19 protein-coding genes are annotated in these 17,742 nt (G+C 68.8%); 11 read left to right on the forward strand and 8 right to left on the reverse strand.

Annotated features, from left to right (window positions below; translation table 11 throughout):
• Positions 1-21 precede the first annotated feature (21 nt).
• Positions 22-1,002: a helix-turn-helix transcriptional regulator gene (locus ACYVO6_RS08265; RefSeq protein WP_461058814.1), complete on the forward strand. Its 981-nt coding sequence runs from the start codon at positions 22-24 to the stop codon at positions 1,000-1,002.
• On the opposite strand, the gene ACYVO6_RS08270 is transcribed toward ACYVO6_RS08265, so the two are convergent.
• Complete coding sequence (locus ACYVO6_RS08270; RefSeq protein WP_461058816.1) at positions 956-1,999, reverse strand: helix-turn-helix transcriptional regulator; 1,044 nt, start codon at positions 1,997-1,999, stop codon at positions 956-958. The two genes, ACYVO6_RS08265 and ACYVO6_RS08270, sit on opposite strands and share 47 nt — an antisense overlap.
• A 312-nt stretch (positions 2,000-2,311) precedes the next feature.
• Here ACYVO6_RS08270 and ACYVO6_RS08275 point away from each other — a divergent pair, with 312 nt between their 5' ends.
• Positions 2,312-2,746: a hypothetical protein gene (locus ACYVO6_RS08275; protein ID WP_461058818.1), complete on the forward strand. Its 435-nt coding sequence runs from the start codon at positions 2,312-2,314 to the stop codon at positions 2,744-2,746.
• Between the two features lie 198 nt (positions 2,747-2,944).
• Here the strand turns inward: ACYVO6_RS08275 and ACYVO6_RS08280 are convergent, their stop codons facing one another.
• Together ACYVO6_RS08280 and ACYVO6_RS08285 are read right to left on the reverse strand one after the other, a co-directional pair.
• Entirely contained in the window at positions 2,945-3,571 is a 627-nt protein-coding gene (locus ACYVO6_RS08280; RefSeq protein ID WP_352372202.1) for a Uma2 family endonuclease, read from the reverse strand.
• Positions 3,572-3,952: 381 nt separating this feature from the next.
• Positions 3,953-5,410: an AAA family ATPase gene (locus ACYVO6_RS08285; RefSeq protein WP_461059337.1), complete on the reverse strand. Its 1,458-nt coding sequence runs from the start codon at positions 5,408-5,410 to the stop codon at positions 3,953-3,955.
• Between the two features lie 275 nt (positions 5,411-5,685).
• Between ACYVO6_RS08285 and ACYVO6_RS08290 the strand changes: the two genes are divergently transcribed.
• From ACYVO6_RS08290 to ACYVO6_RS08320, 7 genes are all read left to right on the forward strand, one after another.
• Complete coding sequence (locus ACYVO6_RS08290; protein WP_461058820.1) at positions 5,686-7,230, forward strand: circularly permuted type 2 ATP-grasp protein; 1,545 nt, start codon at positions 5,686-5,688, stop codon at positions 7,228-7,230.
• 259 nt (positions 7,231-7,489) lie between these two features.
• Entirely contained in the window at positions 7,490-8,422 is a 933-nt protein-coding gene (locus ACYVO6_RS08295; protein WP_461058822.1) for an alpha-E domain-containing protein, read from the forward strand.
• 7 nt (positions 8,423-8,429) lie between these two features.
• Positions 8,430-9,272: a transglutaminase family protein gene (locus ACYVO6_RS08300; protein ID WP_461058824.1), complete on the forward strand. Its 843-nt coding sequence runs from the start codon at positions 8,430-8,432 to the stop codon at positions 9,270-9,272.
• Positions 9,273-9,333: 61 nt separating this feature from the next.
• Positions 9,334-9,609 (forward strand): DUF1876 domain-containing protein, encoded by a 276-nt coding sequence (locus tag ACYVO6_RS08305; RefSeq protein WP_461058826.1) that lies wholly within the window; start codon positions 9,334-9,336, stop codon positions 9,607-9,609.
• A 304-nt stretch (positions 9,610-9,913) separates the two neighbouring features.
• Positions 9,914-10,585: a DUF4097 family beta strand repeat-containing protein gene (locus tag ACYVO6_RS08310; protein WP_461058828.1), complete on the forward strand. Its 672-nt coding sequence runs from the start codon at positions 9,914-9,916 to the stop codon at positions 10,583-10,585.
• Positions 10,586-10,612: 27 nt separating this feature from the next.
• Positions 10,613-11,569: an ATP-binding cassette domain-containing protein gene (locus ACYVO6_RS08315; protein WP_461058830.1), complete on the forward strand. Its 957-nt coding sequence runs from the start codon at positions 10,613-10,615 to the stop codon at positions 11,567-11,569.
• The gene (locus ACYVO6_RS08320) at positions 11,566-12,357 is read left to right on the forward strand and encodes an ABC transporter permease (RefSeq protein WP_461058832.1); all 792 of its coding nucleotides are present in this window, start codon (positions 11,566-11,568) and stop codon (positions 12,355-12,357) included. Before ACYVO6_RS08315 ends, ACYVO6_RS08320 begins: the two co-directional genes overlap by 4 nt.
• Positions 12,358-12,497: 140 nt before the next feature.
• Here the strand turns inward: ACYVO6_RS08320 and ACYVO6_RS08325 are convergent, their stop codons facing one another.
• Positions 12,498-13,613 carry a sugar ABC transporter substrate-binding protein gene (locus tag ACYVO6_RS08325; protein WP_461058835.1) on the reverse strand — a complete coding sequence of 372 codons (1,116 nt, stop codon included), beginning with the start codon at positions 13,611-13,613 and terminating at the stop codon, positions 12,498-12,500.
• Between the two features lie 239 nt (positions 13,614-13,852).
• On the opposite strand from ACYVO6_RS08325, the gene ACYVO6_RS08330 reads away from it, so the two are divergent.
• Positions 13,853-14,419, forward strand: coding sequence for a dihydrofolate reductase family protein (locus ACYVO6_RS08330; protein ID WP_461058837.1), 567 nt, complete (start codon positions 13,853-13,855; stop codon positions 14,417-14,419).
• Here ACYVO6_RS08330 and ACYVO6_RS08335 read toward each other — a convergent pair.
• Both ACYVO6_RS08335 and ACYVO6_RS08340 read right to left on the reverse strand, forming a co-directional pair.
• A complete protein-coding gene (locus tag ACYVO6_RS08335) occupies positions 14,404-14,820 on the reverse strand; it encodes a hypothetical protein (protein WP_461058839.1) in 417 nt (138 codons plus the stop codon). The two genes, ACYVO6_RS08330 and ACYVO6_RS08335, sit on opposite strands and share 16 nt — an antisense overlap.
• Before the next feature lie 25 nt (positions 14,821-14,845).
• A complete protein-coding gene (locus ACYVO6_RS08340; RefSeq protein ID WP_461058841.1) occupies positions 14,846-15,298 on the reverse strand; it encodes a helix-turn-helix domain-containing protein in 453 nt (150 codons plus the stop codon).
• A 367-nt stretch (positions 15,299-15,665) separates the two neighbouring features.
• On the opposite strand from ACYVO6_RS08340, the gene ACYVO6_RS08345 reads away from it, so the two are divergent.
• On the forward strand, positions 15,666-15,920 hold the full coding sequence (locus tag ACYVO6_RS08345; protein ID WP_461058843.1) for a hypothetical protein: 255 nt from the start codon (positions 15,666-15,668) through the stop codon (positions 15,918-15,920).
• Between the two features lie 139 nt (positions 15,921-16,059).
• Here ACYVO6_RS08345 and ACYVO6_RS08350 read toward each other — a convergent pair whose 3' ends face one another.
• A complete protein-coding gene (locus tag ACYVO6_RS08350; protein WP_461058845.1) occupies positions 16,060-16,509 on the reverse strand; it encodes a heat shock protein transcriptional repressor HspR in 450 nt (149 codons plus the stop codon).
• Between the two features lie 7 nt (positions 16,510-16,516).
• Positions 16,517-17,707, reverse strand: coding sequence for a molecular chaperone DnaJ (dnaJ, locus tag ACYVO6_RS08355; RefSeq protein WP_461058848.1), 1,191 nt, complete (start codon positions 17,705-17,707; stop codon positions 16,517-16,519).
• Positions 17,708-17,742: the final 35 nt, after the last annotated feature.

Consider the following 17,742-nt stretch of genomic DNA (forward strand, 5'->3'; position numbering starts at 1 on the left):
GCCGACGGAAGAGAGCCGCATGTGACGGGCGAGGCGCACGGCCACGGGCCGGAGGAACTGTGCGAGACGGGCACGCGACTGTACGCACAAGCCCTGCGGGAAGGGGACGTAGGCAGTGCCGACGCCCTGGAAGCCCCGTGTCTTGTCGACTTCGGGTTGTTGCAGCCGTCTATTCAGGACCTGAACCGGCTGGAGCCCGTCGCCCCGGCCGTCGCCCTCCACCGGCTGCTGCGCAAGGCAGAGGACCGCATCGCCGACGAACGGCGGCGCGAGGAGCGGCTGGCCACGGTGTTCGAGCCACTGATGCGGATCGGCGGCTGTCATACGGCAGCAGCGGGCACCCCGACGATCAGCACCCTCAGTGGCACACAGCGGATCAACGTGGCCATCACGCAGGCCATGGCCGACGGGCACGAGGAACTCCTCGCCATCCAGCCTCACATCGGCCTGCCCTCCAGAACCCTGACAGCCCTGGACCGTGACCAGGCAATGTTGGACAGGGGTGCCCGAATCCGCACCCTCTACCAGCACACCATCCGCCACTCGCCCCCGGTGATCGCTCGCTACGAACTGCTCGAAGGCGACGTCGAAGCGCGCACACTCGACGAAGTCACCCAGCGGCTGATCATCATCGACCGCACCGTGGCGTTCCTCCCGGCGAACAAGGAGCGCACACTCGCCCTGGAAGTCCGTAACCCGGCCCTGATCACCTTTTTCGTCACGACCTTCGAGCGCCTGTGGCGCCTGGCCACGCCCATGTACCCCGAGGCCGCCCGACAGCCCACCCTGAACGGCATCTCCCCTCGTCAGCGCGCCATCGCAAGCCTGCTCATCGAAGGCCTCACCGATACAGCCATAGCCGAACGCCTCGGCCTGAACGTCCGCACCGCCCGAGTCCACATAGCCAAACTCGCCGCCACCCTCGGCAGCGAAAGCCGCGCCCAACTCGGCTATCTCATCGGCCGGTCGGGGATTCTGGAGCAGCCGGACCAGGAGCGGTGAGAGGCTGAAGCTCCGTGGAGCGCGGCGGACCGTCGAGGCCCGCCTGGGCGATGCGGACCCCCAGCTGCGTACGGCTGGCGGCCCCCAGCGTCTCCGACAGCCGCGCAATGTGGGCCCGACACGTACGAACGCTGATCCCCAGTCGCTCCGCGACCACCGCGTCCTGGTGGCCCTCGGCCAGCAGCGCCGCGATGGAGCGTTCGCGGTGGGTAATGCCCTCGATGCCCGTGTCCGGGAGGGGCGCGGTGATGGGGATCGCGAGGCGCCAGAGCCGTTCGAAGACGGTGACCAGGTAGTCGACCAGCGCCGGGTGGCGCAGCTCCAGGGCGATCGTGCGGTCCTGGCTCGCGGGGATGAAGGCGACCGTGCGATCGAAGACGATGAGCCGCTCGGGGACCTCGTCGAGGGTGCGGGCCTCGGCCGCGTCGCCCATCAGCTCCATGTAGTTGAGCAGGCCCTGACCGTGCCGGGCCACGTGCGTGTACAGGTCGCGCATCCGTACGCCCCGCCGGCGGAGTGCGAGCGCCCGGTGCAGCCCTTCGGAGAGTTCGTCCTCGCGGCGGATGCCGCCCGGCTGCACGGCCAGCACCTCGGACGTGCACGCCTCGGTCGCCTCGTCCATGGCGGCACGGATCCGGGGCAGTCCGTCGAGCACCCGGATCGCCACGCCCTCGGCGGGCGACCGCGCGTTTCCGCCCAGGGACGCGTACCACTCGAAGGCGGACACGGTCGCCCCCATGCGCGACTGCGCCGCGACGACGTCCTCGTGCATCTCCCGCAGCAGCCGCGTCATGACCTCCTGCGGCGAGGTCGGCACCAGATACCGCATGTCGTCGGGGTCGGGATGCAGCAGCGCCAGCTCGACCAGGCAGGGCACGGTCTCGGCATCCTCACGGGACACCCGGCCACGCCGCACCGCCCGGGAGTACACCCGGTCCCCGGCATCGCACAGTCGGTCAGCACCGTGCGGATGCGCTTCCGTCCTGTGCCCGGCCATCTCCCCAACCCCTGGTTCCAGCCTCTTCGGAGCGCAACTATGCGCGGCCGTCCCCGCCTCCGCAACATGGCTCCGCCGCATCCACGCCCCCTATCGACACATTGGATCCATATTTGTCCGCCCCTCCGCATGGCTGGTTGCAACAAGCTGACGGTGGTGGCTGCACACTCAACCGGTGCATCGTGGGAGCGCTTCCGACGAGCGTCAAGGCAACCTGAGCGGCCTTGGCCAGATACCCCCCATCCGGCCAGGGCTCCCAGAGAACGGCGATGCATAGGCGACAGCTGGCGTTCTGGCTGCAAGGGATCATGAGTGACCCTGGAAACCGACAACCGCAACCGGCTGATCACGGCCGGGTGCGTAGCCCTGCTCGTCATCGCCTTGCTGCTTGCCGCGGCCGCGATCCTGGTGTCCCTCGCGGTACAGGGATTCTTCGACCGCCCCGAGGAACCGCCCGGCGAGGTCCTCGTCTCGAAGTCTCTGCTGACCGAGTACCGACTTGGCACCGCCATACGAGATGGCTCCCTCACCGCAGAGGAGACCGACCACGCGGCCGGCGACGGCCGTTGGAGCAGCGAGCGAGACAACGACGCCGTCCGGGTCACCGTCGACTACCCGGCCGACGACACATCGTCCGCTGGCTGCTACCGATTTACCTTGCCTCACCCCCTGAATGACCGCACACAGATAGAGCGCAAGCGGCTGCCCCGCTGCCCCGATGATCTGGAGAAGGAACACGCTTTCTGATTAGGGTCGGGGACTGGCGCGGTGACTGATGCTCCGTTTGCCTCCATCGACGGCGACTTCGAGGGCAAGTGCGCCTGCGACGAGCAGCCACTCCCCGCAGTCCACGACGGCTATCCCGGCGATCTTCGGATCTGACATCAGCACGATCTCGGCCATGCGTGGATCACGCCGTACGCCTCCATCGACTGCCCGACCCGCTTATCCCCGCTTGGGTCCGGTGATCGCCGCGTCGATCACGAAGCCCTTGGCGGGGCCTTCGGGGATGGTGACTTCGGTGCCGTAGGGGACGCGGTGGACGCCGACCCAGTCGGCCTTTTCGGGCTGGGGTTCGGTGAGGACGGTGACAGTGCCCTGAGTGTCGTAGTCGTCAATGATCACGTAGACGGGGATGCCGGCGCGGGCGTATTCGCGGCGCTTCTTCACGCGATCGCGCTCCCGGCAGCGCTTGTCGGGGGAGACGACCTCCAGGACGAGGCGTACAGCTGCGGCAGTGACGCCCAGGCCGTCGGACGTGACGTATCGATCCGTGTCCCTGGGGACGATGAAGAGGTCCGGCACCAGGGCGCTGCCTTCGTGGAAGACGTTGATGTCATTGCGGGCGACAAAGTCTCCGTCCCTCAAGAAGAGCACCAGCTCATCCCGAAGAAGATTGATGACGTTGCCGTGCGAATAACGGCCGGTGGGCGACACCTCGATGGCTCCCTCGATGATCTCAGCGCGGTAGCCCTCGGGGAGTTCCATGGCCTTCCATGCCTGCCACACGACCTCGTCGAGGCTGGGCCCGTTCTCGGGCACGCATACGGGCTCGGTCCTGATCTCAGTCATGGTCTCGGGCCTCTCGTGCGCAAGAGCAGTCATAGTGGCGTCACCTCCTCAAGTGTGGGCTTGGCGTGCTTGGGGCACAAGCAACGCGATCACGGTAGGTACAGGGGTGGGGCTGATCTGGGGAAAGTGTTCCGGGTCACTCAATCCGGTGACGACGGAACGGTCCGCCTCCGTGAGAGCGACGACCCCCGCACCGTACTCACCACCGCCCCGCAAGGCCTCGCCGCTCTGCTCGACAACCTTCGGCGAAGCGCCACTTAATGCCGGGGCGTTCGGCGACCACCGCGTCCTGACGGCCCTACGAGAGCAGCGCCGCGGATCTGGTGGCGGCGGCACGCACGCATCCATGCGGCGGGCCCGCGATCCGCCCGTAGCCCCGGCTCACTCCCCTCCATACAACCGCTCAAGGTCAATCAACTGAACGGACGGATCCGCACCAGCAGCGGCCCGGAGGCTGTCGCTGAACCCCGCCCCACTGAAGCACAGCAGCCGCGTACCGGAGGCATCCGTACCCGAGCGTTTACCCAACAGCTCGCGGATGCGGCGCAGTCGGTCGACGTGGCCTGCGCCCATGGTCTCGTTCCACTTGGCCTCGCCGATGGCCAGCAGGGTCTCGCGGCCGTCGTCCGTACGTCCGAAGACCGCCAGGTCGACCTCGTGGCTGGTCCTGGCTGTGGGGTCCGCGACCGTGCCGGACTCGACGCGGGTTCGCTGTCCGCCCAGGGTGTCGGCGGAGGCGTACCAACGGGCCCACGTGCGGCAGATCTGCTCGAAGTGCGGGCCGACGACCTTGCTGCGGAAGGTGGATTGCGACCGCTCCCAGACGGCCGGCGCCTGTCCCGGCCTCTCCAGGTCGCTCCACTCCGGGCGCATGACGGCGTAGTAGAAGGTGAGGATGGGCTCGGCGATCCGGTAGGCGGAACGCTTGCCATGGAAGGCGTCCGGATCGCGCATGATCAGGCCGGTGTCCTCAAGGACGGTCAGCGCGTGGCCGAGGTCGGTGGACTTGCGTTCCAGGAAGCTCGCGATACCGCCCCGGGTGTGGTTGCCCTGGGCGATGGCCGCGAGGACGCCGTGGTAGAGCGCGGTGTCGCGCAGGTCCGGCTCCTCGGCGAGGAGGAAGCGTGCTTCACGGAAGAGGGGGCGACCGGGGTTGAGGACGTTGCGCAGTATCCAGGGGCCGAAGTCGTCGAGGTCGGCGGGGGTGTCGCCGAGCACGAACTCACGGCCGTAGGCGGGGGTACCGCCCACCACGGAGTTGAGTACGAGAGCCAGGCGGGGGTCCTCGACGCCCCAGAACCGGGCGGCGGACCGGTAGTCGAGCGTCGGCACGACCAGCTCCAGGCTCGCCCGGCCGCGCAGCGGCGCCGTACCGGAGAGCAGGTTGCCCATGAAGGACAGCGCCGATCCGCACAGCAGCAGCCGGACGGGCCCGCCCTCCCGGCGCCCCTGCGGCCCGAGGGCGCGCTGAAGCAGGGACGGCAGCTCGGGCGAGGCCTTGACCAGGAACGGGAACTCGTCGAGTACGACGGGCAGTGGTCCGGTGTCCGGCGTCGCGAGCCGCATCATCGCCTCGACGGCCTCGTCCCAGTGCGCGAACCGGTACGGCGTCCGCCGCCCCTGGAACCGGGCCATCGCCGCGCCGAACTGCCGTAGCGATTCGGCCTCGGTGGCCTCACTGGCCGCGAAGAAGAACCCGCCGGTCGCCCGGCACACCCCGTCCAGCAGGAAGGTCTTGCCCTGCCGCCGACGCCCGGACACGACCCCCAATGTGGCCTCGGGCCCCTGGTAACCCGCATAGCGCACCAGTTCGGCCCACTCGAATTCGCGGTCGAACATGGTCTCGGGTTTGTGAATCACGGGGCCTCCGGATGTGCCGCGTCCTACCACGGGGATTCAATAGCAGGGAATCTATTATAGGCGTGCTTATTATTGGCCCCCGTGCGTCATAGGCGCAGTTGGCTCCTGCTTGCCACGAGATACCGAGGGGCACCATCGGTCCGGCCGGGCACGCTCCATCCATCCCGCCCTCGCCCCGCCCCTCGATCACGCCCGTGAGCTGGCGGAAATCACACAGTGATCGCCGCGTTACCTCCCACACCTACCGTCAGGCCATGGCGGACATATTTGACGCATACGCGTTGGCCGACGCGTGGGACGAGATGTTTGAGCGGCCGGGTGAGGTCAGGACCGCCTATGAGCCGGTACTGGCAGCACTCCAACCGATGGAACCGGCCGAACTCCGGTTCAGAGCCGACCAGATGGCCCGCGCCTTCACGGACCGCGGCGTCACCTACGCCTTCGCGGGCGAGGAAAGACCCTGGCCGCTCGATCTCGTGCCCCGGGTTCTCGACGCCCTCGAATGGGATCTGATCCAGCGCGGGGTCTCCCAGCGGGTCAGGGCGCTCGAGGCCTATCTCGCCGACGCGTACGGACCGTGCCGGGCCTTCGAGGACGGGGTGGTGCCCTGGAGACTTCTCCTCAACTCCGGGCACTTCCACCGGGCCGCGCACGGCGTGGAGCCACCGGGCGGTGTACGCATCCATGTCGCCGGCATCGATCTCGTACGCGACGAGGCGGGCGACTTCCGGGTCCTGGAGGACAACGTACGGGTGCCGTCGGGGGTCTCGTACGTCATCGAGAACCGGCGCGCGATGACCCGGATCTTCCCCTCCCTCTTCGCCGAACAGCACGTCCTGCCGGTCGACGGCTACGGGCAGCGCCTGCTCGCGGCGCTGCGCGCGGCGGCGCCCGACGGGGTCGGCGACCCGCGCGTCGTCGTCCTCACCCCCGGCCCGAACAACGCCGCCTACTTCGAGCACGCCCTGCTGGCCCGGCTGATGGGCGTGCAACTGGTCGAGGGCCACGATCTCGTGTGCCGCGGGAACCGCGTGTGGATGCGGACGACGCGCGGCGAGATGCCGGTCCATGTCGTATACCGGCGGCTCGACGACGACTTCCTCGATCCGCTCCACTTCCGCCCCGACTCGGTGATCGGCTGCCCGGGCATCATGAACGCGGCCCAGGCCGGAAACATCACACTCGCGAACGCCGTCGGCAACGGCATCGCGGACGACAAGCTCCTCTATACGTACGTACCGGATCTCATCCGCTACTACCTCGCCGAGGAACCGGTCATCCCCAATGTCGAATCGTTTCGCCCCGAAGAACCAGGGCAGTTGGAGGCCGTCCTCGACCAGCTCGACCAGCTGGTCGTGAAGCCGGTCGACGGTGCGGGTGGGCAGGGCATCGTGATCGGTCCGCATGCGGACAAGGCCACGCTGGATCGCGTACGCAAAGAGGTCATCGCCGATCCGCGCGGCTGGATCGCGCAGCGGCCCGTCGCCCTGTCCACCTCCCCCACCCTCTCCGGCGACCGGATGGCGCCGCGCCACATCGATCTGCGGCCGTTCGCCGTGAACGACGGCAGCGATGTGTGGGTGCTGCCCGGCGGGCTGACCCGGGTGGCGCTCCAGGAGGGCAACCTCATCGTCAACTCCAGCCAGGGCGGCGGCTCCAAGGACACCTGGGTACTCGCCGACGGGCCGACGGGCGGGCCGCGACCGGAGGAGCCCACGGCCGTACCGGACGTCGTCCCGCGCCAGCTCGGCCCGGAGGGTGAACGCCCCCTCGCGCAAGAGGGGGCACAGCAACAGTGACGACTCCCCATGGAGCGACCACTGATCGAGGAGGTACGGCCTTGAACCCTCCCCCAGCTGAAGGCAAGGGGATTCCTGGCTCACGTCGCCTGCGGCCCTGCGGACCAGCAGGTCTTGCACGATCAACACCAGCCGGGTTGGAACCAGCCCGGTTTGGTACTGCAAGTAAAGGAGCTGCTGTGCCAGCTTGGTTCTCGCTCAGCACGCCGAAGATCGTACCAGGCGTCTCGTGGGCGGTCGTTCGCCTTGGAGGTTCACGGTGAACGACGTGATCCTCTCCCGCATCGCCGAAGCACTGACCTGGACGGGCCGGTACGTCGAGCGCGCGGACGCCACCGGCCGCATCCTCGACGCGTATCTGCACCGGCTGCTCGAAGACCCCTGGCGGGACGAGGACGTGGCCTGCCGCTCGCTGTATGCGATCCTCGGCGTCGACGCGGGGGACGAACGCGTCGACATGCAGCAGGTACTGGACCAGCTGGCCTTCGACGCGCGCTCGACCTGCTCCATCGAGGGTGCGCTCGGGGCCGCCCGCCTCAATGCCCGCAGCGCCCGCGAGGCGGTCTCCTCCGAGATGTGGGAGTGCCTCAACTCCACCTGGCACGCCCTCGCCGACCAGCGCATGGCGGCCCGCCGCACCGGCCCGTACGCCTATCTCGAACTGGTACGCCGCCGGGCCGCGCTCTTCTTCGGCCTGGCCGACTCGACGATGAGCCGCGACGACAGCTGGCGTTTCGTGGTGCTCGGCCGGAGCCTGGAGCGGGTGGACATGACCGTACGGCTGCTGTCCGTACGAGTCCTGGACGCGGCCCATGCTCCCGACTGGCCGACGCTGCTCAGCGCGAGCGGGGCGGACGAGGCGTACGCGCGGGTGTACGGCGGCTTCGGGGACACGGCGCGGGTGGCTCAGTTCCTCATCATGGACCGGGAGTTCCCGCGTTCGGTGCTGCACGCCCTGACCACGGCGGAGGAGTGCCTGGCGGCGCTGGGGCGCCAGCGCCAGGATCCGGCGCGGCGGCCGATCGGCCGGATGCGTACGCGCCTGGAGTATCTGGACTCCGGCGCCCTGGAGGACGTACTCCCGTCCCTGTTGCGCGAGTTGCAGACGTCCTGCATGACCTCCGCCGAGGCGGTCGCGGAGAAGTTCTTCCCGTACCAAGGGCCCGTCGAGTGGGCCCAGGAAGGAGCGTGAGTACGCCATGACCCGCCGACTCCGCATCCGGCACACCACGAAGGTGTCGTACGCCCAGGCCGCGGTCTCCTCCCACAACGAGGTCCGCATGACCCCGCTGACGCTCCCGGGCCAGACCACGCTGGACGCCCGCGTCCTCGTGAACCCCTCCACCCCGACCTGGTCGTACTGGGACTACTGGGGCACCCAGGTCACCGGCTTCGACCTGATGGAACCGCACGCGGACCTGACGATCACGGCGGTGAGCCTGGTGGAGACGGCCCCGCCGGGCGGGCTTCCGGCGGCCCCGACCTGGGCGGAGGTTGCCGAACTGGTCGCGAACTCCCGCCTGTTGGAGTACGCGGCACCGACCTCGCGTACGGCCATGCCCGACGCACTCGTCGAGCGGGCGCGTGCCGCCGCGGCCGGCCTGGACCCGCATGAGACGGCGGTGGCGGTCTCGTCCCTGGTCGCCGACCACGTCAGGTACATCCCGGGCTCCACCGGCGTGAACACCGCCGCCGCCGAGGCCTGGGAGCAGGGCGCCGGCGTCTGCCAGGACATCGCGCACCTGACGGCGGGCCTGCTGCGTGCCCTCGGCCTGCCCACCCGCTATGTCTCCGGCTACCTCCACCCCGAACGCGACGCGGAACTCCACCGCCCCGTCGAAGGCCAGAGCCACGCCTGGGTCGAGTACTGGGCGGGCGACTGGACCGGCTACGACCCCACCAACCGCGTACGCGCCGACGAGTCCCACGTGGTCGTGGGCCGGGGCCGCGACTACGACGACGTGACGCCGCACAAGGGCGTGTACCGGGGAGTGGCCGGAGGGCCACCGGAGGTGATGGTGGAGTTCACGCGGGTGGCGTGACAGGGGCGGGCGGGCGGATGCTGTTGTTAGCTGTAGCCGGCCGTCTCCGGAGGTGATCGCGATGACGCACACGGCTGTCGGATGGCACGTGGAGCTGGAATTCGACGAGGACGACGACCGCACCCGCGCCGCCGCCCTCGTACGACTCCCCGACCGAAGCGAGGTCCGGGCCCACGGCTACGCCAAACGCCACCCCTCCGACTCCAACCAGCCAAGGGTGGGCGAAGAGGTGGCAGGAGCCAGGGCCCTGAACGAACTCGCCATGAAACTCCTCACCAAGGCCCACGACGAAATAGACGAGGCCTCGGGCCGGATCTCACATCCGCTGACTCCGTGACCTGCCGCACAGCAGAATCCGCCCAGCCCCGTCCCGCGCCTCAGCCCCGCTTCGGGCCCGTGATCCCCTCACCGATCACGAAGCCCTTGGCGGGGCTTTCGGGTTTGGTCTCTCCCGCATAGCGTTCACTCTCAATCCATTGCAACGAACAGGAGTTGTCGTTGCGTTAAATTCAGAACCGTTGCAACGATTTCCTTGCCTTTACCTGCTCTGATGACGATTCTGCGCAACGAGTCTGTTGCTAGATCCTTGAACGCAACGTAGCTTTTCCTTCATCGGAAACAACGAGTTGAAGGAGAGCACGATGCAGACGTTCGCCACCCCCGCCCCGATCTCCGCCGTCCTGGACATCCCCGCCGGACGCATCCAGTTCATCGCCGCCGACCGGGCCGACACCACGGTCGAGGTCCTGCCCGCCAACGCCACCAAGAGCCGCGACGCGAAGGCGGCCGAGGAGATCGAGGTCTCCTACAGCGACGGCGTCCTGCGGATCCAGGCCCCGGAAGCGAAGAACCGGATCCTCGGCCACACCGGATCCGTCGAGGTGACCGTCCAACTGCCCGCCGGCTCCCGCGTCCAGGCGAAGTCGGCCGCCGCCGAGTTCCGCGGCGTCGGACGGCTCGGCGACGTCGCCTTCGCGGACGGCTACCGCTCGGTCAAGCTCGACGAGGCAGCAAGCGCCCGCCTCACCGTCCTCGACGGCGACGTCTCGGTCGGCCGCCTGAGCGGCCCCGCGGAGATCAGCACCCAAAAGGGCGACATCAACATCGCCGAGGCCCTCTCCGGCACCCTCGTGCTGCGCACCCAGATGGGCGACGTGTCGGTCAGCGCCGCGGCCGGAGTCTCCGCCTCCCTGGACGCCGGCACCGGCTACGGCCGGATTCACAACGCCCTGAAGAACACCGACGGCACCGCGGCCGACCTGACCATCCACGCGACCACCGAGCACGGCGACATCACCGCCCGCAGCCTCTGACCCACAGCCTCCAAAGGAGCACTCATCATGACCACCCCGGCCATCACGGCGAACGGGCTGCGCAAGTCCTACGGCGACAAGACCGTCCTCGACGGCGTCGACCTGGCCGTCCCCGAAGGAACGGTCTTCTCCCTGCTCGGCCCGAACGGCGCCGGCAAGACCACCGCCGTCAAGATCCTCTCCACCCTCATCACCGCCGACGCCGGCGACCTGCACGTCGGCGGCCACGACCTGGCCACCGACCCCCAGGCGGTGCGCGCCGCGATCGGCGTCACCGGGCAATTCTCCGCCGTCGACGGCCTGATCACCGGCGAGGAGAACATGCTCCTCATGGCAGACCTGCACCACCTCTCCAAACGCGAGGGACTGCAGGTCACCGCCGAGCTGCTGGAGCGGTTCGACCTCGTCGAGGCCGCCAAGAAGCCCGCCTCCACCTACTCCGGCGGCATGAAGCGCCGCCTCGACATCGCCATGACGCTCGTCGGCAACCCTCGGATCATCTTCCTCGACGAGCCCACCACCGGCCTCGACCCGCGCAGCCGCCACAACATGTGGCAGATCATCCGCGAGCTCGTCACGAGCGGCGTCACCGTCTTCCTCACCACCCAGTACCTGGAGGAGGCCGACGAGCTCGCCGACCGCATCGCGGTGCTGAACGACGGGAAGATCGCCGCCGAGGGCAGTGCCGACGAGCTGAAGCGGCTCATCCCGGGCGGGCACGTCCGGCTCCGCTTCACCGACCCGGCCGCCTATCAGTCCGCCGCCGTCGCGCTGCGCGAGGTCACCCGGGACGACGAGGCGCTGTCACTGCAGATCCCCAGCGACGGCAGCCAGCGCGAGCTGCGCGCCATCCTCGACTGGCTGGACTCGGCCGGCATCGAGGCCGAGGAGCTGACCGTGCACACCCCCGACCTCGACGACGTGTTCTTCGCCCTGACCGGCACAGCCAAGGTCCCCAACCAGCCCAAGGAGTCTGCCCGATGAGCTCCCTCTCCCTCGCCGTCCGCGACTCGTCCACGATGCTGCGCCGCAACCTCCTGCACGCCCGGCGCTACCCGTCCCTCACCCTGAACCTGCTGCTCACTCCTGTCATGCTCCTGCTGCTCTTCGTCTACATCTTCGGCGACGTGATGAGCGCGGGCATCGGCAGCGGCGGCGCGGACCGCTCCGCGTACATCGCCTACATCGTGCCGGGCCTGCTGCTGATGACCATCGGCAGCACCACGATCGGCACCGCGGTGTCCGTCTCCAACGACATGACCGAGGGCATCATCGCCCGCTTCCGCACGATGGCGATCCACCGCGGGTCGGTGCTCATCGGGCACGTCGTCGGCAGTGTGCTGCAGTGCGTGATGAGCGTGGTCCTCGTGGGGGCCGTCGGCGTGGCCATCGGCTTCCGGTCCACGGATGCCACGGCCCTGGAGTGGCTGGCGGCGTTCGGGCTGCTCGTGCTCTTCGCCATGGCGCTCACCTGGGTCGCGGTCGGCATGGGCCTGATCAGCCCGAACGCCGAGGCGGCCAGCAACAACGCGATGCCGATGATCCTGCTGCCGCTTCTGTCCAGCGCCTTCATCCCGGTCGACACGATGCCGGGCTGGTTCCAGCCGATCGCCGAGTACCAGCCGTTCACGCCCGCCATCGAGGCCCTGCGCGGACTGCTGCTCGGCAGCGAGATCGGCCACAACGGGTGGCTCGCAGTCGCCTGGTGCCTGGGTCTCGCGGTGCTCGGCTACTTCTGGTCGGCCTCGAAGTTCAACAGCGACCCGAAGTAACCCCCATGACAGCGCGGGCCACCTCCCGCAACTCGTCCCGCCCCAGGGCGGCGTACACCGACACCACGTCGGCGTACGCCGCCCCGTCCGCGTCTGGGGGAAACAAGAGTCCGGGCTCGACTGGCAGAAGTCGACAACCCCTACTTCTTCAGGCCGATCTCCTCGCACGCCGCCTCGTACTCCGATGTGCAGATGTCCGAGACCTTGTAGATGCCGTCGTCGATGACCGTGTTCTTGATGTTGTCCTTCGTCAGGGGGGCGACGAGGACGAGGTGCGCCGGGATGTTCTCCTCCGTCGGGCTGTCGACCTTGTCGCGGGTGAGGGCGTCGAACTCGATGCCCCAGCCGTGGGCCCGGGCCACGGCCAGCTCGGCGGCGGTCTCAGCCTCTTCGGGGTACGGCTTGTAGACGCTCATGTACTGCTCGCCGGAGACGATGCGCTGCACCGCCTCGAGCTCCGCGTCCTGGCCGGTGATCGGCGGCAGGTCGGTCACGCCGGCCACCTTCAGCGCGGAGACGATGCCGCCGGCCATGCCGTCGTTCGCGGAGTACACCCCGGCGATGTTCTCGGCGCCGATGGAGGAGATCGCGGCCATCATGTTGGCCCGCGCGTTCGACGGCTTCCAGTCCTTGGTGTCGTACTGCTTGGCGATGGTCACCTTGTCGCTGAGTTCGGCGAGGGCGGCCTTCTTGAACTCGGCCGCGTTCGGGTCGGTGACCGCGCCGTTCATCATGACGATCTTCTGGGACTTGCCGCCGTCCAGGGTCTCGGCGAGGGCCCGGCCCTGCACCTCCCCGACCTGCTGGTTGTCGAAGGAGATGTACGCGTCGATGGGGCCCTCGGCCAGCCGGTCGTATGCGATGACGGGAATGTCCGCGTCCTTCGCCTTCTGTACGCCGTCCGCGATGTCCTTGGCGTCCACCGCGTCCAGGAGCACCACGTCGACCTTGTCGTCGATCATCCGCTGGAGCTGCTTCTTCTGCTCGGCGGCGTCCTGCTCGGCATTGGCGTATACGACCTCGCCCTTGCCCTTGGTCAGCTCGTCGACCTTCTTCTTGATGATGGGGTGGTCGAACTTGTCGTAGCGCTGGTTCTCCTTCTCCGGCAGCAGCAGCCCCACCGTGATGTCGTCGCCCTTGGTCGGTTCCGCCGAGCCGCCCTCCGCGTCGCTGTCGAGCACGCCGCAGGAGGCGAGCGAGAGAGTCATGGTGGACACGGCCAGGGATATGGCGATACGACGCATACGGCTGCTCACTTCGGGGGTCTTTCGGGGTCTTTCGGACGAGGCGCAACTTTGCGACCCAGATGACCGAAAGCCAACGCGGACGTTTCGAAAGCGTCAAGGAATTCCGGTTAACGAGATCACAACAGCACTCTGCGTGCTCCCTGTGAAGACACAGAGGTGGAGGTCTGGAGGACCGGGGGGCAGCGGTGGAGCAAGCGTGATGGGGTGTCAATCGGCAGTTCACCATTCCCCAGGCTTGGGAGGTCCCGATGCGCAAGATCACCCTGAGTATGTCCGTGTCACTCGACGGTTACTTCGAGGGCCCGAACCGCGAGCTCGACTGGCACCTGGTCGACGACGAGCTGCACCGGCACTTCAACGAGCGCTCCAAGGCGATGAGCGGCTTCCTGCACGGCCGGGTCATGCACGAGCTGATGGTCGGCTACTGGCCGACCGCCGACCAGGACCCCGCGAGTACGGAGCTCGAGCGGGAGTTCGCGGCCATCTACCGGGACATGCCGAAGATCGTGTACTCCCGGACTCTGGGCCCGGGCCGTACCGAGTGGAACACGACCGTCGTACGGGAAGTCGTACCCGAGGAGGTCAGGGCCCTCAAGGAACAGCCAGGCGGAGACCTCGGGGTCGGCGGTGCGGAGCTCGCGGCGGAGTTCCGGCGACATGACCTGATCGACGAGTACCTGCTCTACGTCACGCCGGTCATCCTGGGCCGTGGTCGCCCCCTCTTTCCGGAATTGGACGTCACCACGCAGCTTCGCCTCGCGGAGACGCGCACTTTCGGCAGCGGGGTTGTGCTGTTGCGCTACGAGCGGGCCTGACCGTCGTCTGGAGGGCTGTGCGGAGGCTCGTGCGGTGGCCCCTCCGGACGTCCGTCCGGAGGTCCGCCCGGCGGGCGTTCCGGGAAGCGGAGGAGGCGGGCCGGTGGAAGCGGGAAGTGCTCGCTGTCGGGGTGCCGGCGCCGGACGGCGTCGGCACGGGGGTCTGGGGCGGACTCGGTGTGGGCGTCGGGGCCCTGCGGCTGCGTCGCGCGGGCGTGCTCGTGCCAGCCGGCGCGGAACCAGTTCAGCTGCTGCCGTTGCAGTTCCTCCTCGGTGAGGACGCGGACGCCCTCCGGGCCGGCCGCCCGGACCTTCTCGCCGAGTCCGATGAGCAGTTCGCCCAGCAGCCTGGAGACGCGTTCCGCCTCGTCACCCCGGCCGCCGCCGCCCGGATTCCCCATGCCGCACTCCCTCGACTCCCCCGCGTCAACCGCCCTCCGGCAGGAACTGCCTCGCCACCTTGGCGAACAGCTCCCGCAGTTCGGGCGGAACACCCATCCTGCGGGCCGCCTCCTCGGGACTCAGCGCCGTACGGCCGCCCCCGGCCGCGGGGTGCCCGCCGCCCGCGACGACCGGAAGGTCGTCCTCCGTCAGCCGTCCCGAGCGGATGAGCATCTCGCGGAGCGGTACGCCGAGTACGGCCGCGATACGCCGCATCGTCTCCAGATCGGGCATGGACTGACGCTGCAACAGCCGACTCACGGCGGCGCGATGCACGCCGGCGTCGTCGGCGAGCTTCGAACGGCCGCCACCGCGCGGGCTGTCGATGTCGTAGCCACGGCCGCGCAGCACGTCCTCGATCCAGCCGGCGAACTCCTCGAGCCCCTCGGCCCGGTGACTCTGGTCTGTACGGGCACCGGCCCGTGTGCTGGAACGCATGTGTCCGCTCTCCCCTCGTCGCGCGGACAACGTACCGATCGCACTCGCACCAAGGTGTGTGCGCGCTCGCGCGTAACCGTGGAGATTCGGCAACGGCCACAACGGTCGCCATGTCAGCGGCAGTTGACGTACGGGCTGAAGCGTCACCATCGCGCCCACCTCCACGGAGGGTAGTCACTTGCGTACGCGCTCGCACCATGCAAGTCTATTCGCTCGCTCCCTGTTATCGAACACATGTTCCCACACTCGGGGCGAAGAAGAGCGGAGACGCGCGGAGAAGAGAGGAGCACCACGATGACCGATGCCACGCGCAGAACGTTTCGTACGGATCGGCTGCTGCGCGGGGACGCCGGGACGGAGGGCGGCCATGACAGCGACTGAGGCCGAGGAGGTCGCGCTGGAGCTGGAACGCCTGCGCCGCTCGGTCGACGTCGGCTTCGCCACCACCCGTGGCGACCTCGCCCTCCTCCTCCAGCGCGCCGACCAGACCGACAAGACCCTCGACGAACACGAAACCCGCCTCGAAGCCCTGGAACGCGCCCGCTGGCCCCTGCCGTCCCTGGCAGCGATCACGTCGTGCATCGCACTGGCGGTGACGCTGTGGCAGGCGACGGGGCGGTAGCCCCGCACTGCGGGAAGGAGCCGGCGGATTCAACTCCCCGGCTTCTTCCCGCAGTCGGGCTCCTCAAGTCACTCACCGAAGCCAAAGGGGCCTGGAGGTTCAGGTGAACCTCCAGGCCCCTTCAGGCTGTTGCCCCGCACTAGTCCGACTGCTGGCGCTTCGGGCGCCACACCACCAGTGCGCTCGTCTGCTGGACGTCCTGGTACGGGACCAGGTCGCGGCGGTACGAGGCGTGGACCGCGGCCTCGCGTTGCTGCATCGCCGCGGCGGCGCCGTCCAGGGCCGTTTGCAGTTCCGCGACGCGGGACTGGAGGGCGGCGACCTGGTTCTCCAGTTCGATGATGCGTTTGATGCCGGCCAGGTTGATGCCCTCGTCCTGCGACAACTGCTGGACCGTGCGCAGCAGTTCGATGTCGCGGGCCGAGTAACGCCGGCCTCGCCCGGCCGTGCGGTCCGGGGAGACCAGGCCGAGGCGGTCGTACTGGCGCAGCGTCTGCGGGTGCAGACCGGAGAGCTGGGCCGCCACTGAGATGACGTACACCGGAGTTTCCTCGGTCAGCTCGTACGGGTTGCGTCGACGGCCATCCATGGTGTCCTCATGCTCCCTTCGCCGCCTGGAACAGCTCGGCCCGTGGATCCTCGCCCACGGTGGCCTCGCGGTACGCCTCGAGCGCGTCACGCGCCTTGCCCGACACGTCCTTGGGGACCACGACCTCGACGGTGACCAGCAGGTCCCCGCGGGTGCCGTCCTTGCGGACCGCGCCCTTGCCGCGGGCGCGCATCGTCCGCCCGTTGGGCGTGCCCGGCGGCAGTTTCAGCGTGACCGGCGGCCCGCCCAGCGTGGGCACGCGGACCTCCCCGCCCAGCGCCGCCTCGGCGAACGTCACCGGCACCGTCACCGTGAGGTTGTCGCCCTTGCGGCCGAAGACCGGGTGGGCGCCCACATGCACGATGACGTACAGGTCGCCCGCCGGACCGCCCCGTTCACCCGGCGCGCCCTTGCCGCGCAGCCGGATGCGCTGGCCGTCGCTGACCCCGGCGGGGATCCGGACCTGCATCGTGCGCGACGACTTGGCGCGGCCGCTGCCCTTGCAGATCTCGCAGGGGTTTTCCGCGATCAGACCGCGGCCCTTGCAGTCGGGGCACGGGTCGGTGAGCGAGAACCCGCCGCCCGTACCGCGCGCCACCTGCCCCGTGCCGACGCACGTCGGGCACACGCGCGGTGTGCCGTTCGCGTCGCCGGTGCCCGAGCAGGCCTTGCAGGGCGACTGCGAGGACATCCTGAGGGGGACCGTCGCGCCCTCGATCGCCTCGGTGAAGCTGAGGGTGACCTCGGACTCGATGTCCTGGCCGCGCCTGGGCTGTACGCGCGTAGTACCCGAGCTGCCCCGGTTGAACAGGCCCCCGAAGACGTCACCGAGCCCACCGCCGAAGCCGCCGCCGGCACCGCCCGCCCCGCCCTGGCCGGGTGCGCCTCCGAAGAGGTCGCCCAGGTCGAAGTTGAAGGTGCCACTGCCGCCCGCGCCGGGGCCCGGCCTGAAGCCGCCGTTGCCGAAGAGGGTGCGCGCCTCGTCGTACTCCTTGCGCTTCTTGGGGTCGCCGAGGATGTCGTTCGCCTCGGAGATCTCCTTGAAGCGCTCCTCCGCCTTGGCGTTCCCCTTGTTGGCGTCCGGGTGGTACTCCCGGGCCAGCTTGCGGTACGCCTTCTTGATCTCGGCCTCGGTGGCGTCCTTGGGGACGCCGAGGACCTTGTAGTAGTCCTTCTCGATGAAGTCCTTCGTGCTCATCCTCGACGTCCCTCCTTCCTTCTCACGCGCCGTAC

Source organism: Streptomyces pseudoechinosporeus (assembly GCF_054783935.1).

Excerpts from the sequence above, each read along its gene's own strand:
- ACYVO6_RS08270 (WP_461058816.1), bottom strand. The coding sequence starts at position 1,999 with ATGGCCGGGCACAGGACGGAAGCGCATCCGCACGGTGCTGACCGACTG.
- ACYVO6_RS08280 (WP_352372202.1), bottom strand. The coding sequence starts at position 3,571 with ATGACTGAGATCAGGACCGAGCCCGTATGCGTGCCCGAGAACGGGCCC.
- ACYVO6_RS08285 (WP_461059337.1), bottom strand. The coding sequence starts at position 5,410 with ATGTTCGACCGCGAATTCGAGTGGGCCGAACTGGTGCGCTATGCGGGT.
- ACYVO6_RS08290 (WP_461058820.1), top strand. The coding sequence starts at position 5,686 with ATGGCGGACATATTTGACGCATACGCGTTGGCCGACGCGTGGGACGAG.
- ACYVO6_RS08300 (WP_461058824.1), top strand. The coding sequence starts at position 8,430 with ATGACCCGCCGACTCCGCATCCGGCACACCACGAAGGTGTCGTACGCC.
- ACYVO6_RS08305 (WP_461058826.1), top strand. The coding sequence starts at position 9,334 with ATGACGCACACGGCTGTCGGATGGCACGTGGAGCTGGAATTCGACGAG.
- ACYVO6_RS08310 (WP_461058828.1), top strand. The coding sequence starts at position 9,914 with ATGCAGACGTTCGCCACCCCCGCCCCGATCTCCGCCGTCCTGGACATC.
- ACYVO6_RS08315 (WP_461058830.1), top strand. The coding sequence starts at position 10,613 with ATGACCACCCCGGCCATCACGGCGAACGGGCTGCGCAAGTCCTACGGC.
- ACYVO6_RS08320 (WP_461058832.1), top strand. The coding sequence starts at position 11,566 with ATGAGCTCCCTCTCCCTCGCCGTCCGCGACTCGTCCACGATGCTGCGC.
- ACYVO6_RS08330 (WP_461058837.1), top strand. The coding sequence starts at position 13,853 with ATGCGCAAGATCACCCTGAGTATGTCCGTGTCACTCGACGGTTACTTC.
- ACYVO6_RS08335 (WP_461058839.1), bottom strand. The coding sequence starts at position 14,820 with ATGGGGAATCCGGGCGGCGGCGGCCGGGGTGACGAGGCGGAACGCGTC.
- ACYVO6_RS08340 (WP_461058841.1), bottom strand. The coding sequence starts at position 15,298 with ATGCGTTCCAGCACACGGGCCGGTGCCCGTACAGACCAGAGTCACCGG.
- ACYVO6_RS08345 (WP_461058843.1), top strand. The coding sequence starts at position 15,666 with ATGACAGCGACTGAGGCCGAGGAGGTCGCGCTGGAGCTGGAACGCCTG.
- ACYVO6_RS08350 (WP_461058845.1), bottom strand. The coding sequence starts at position 16,509 with ATGGATGGCCGTCGACGCAACCCGTACGAGCTGACCGAGGAAACTCCG.
- dnaJ (WP_461058848.1), bottom strand. The coding sequence starts at position 17,707 with ATGAGCACGAAGGACTTCATCGAGAAGGACTACTACAAGGTCCTCGGC.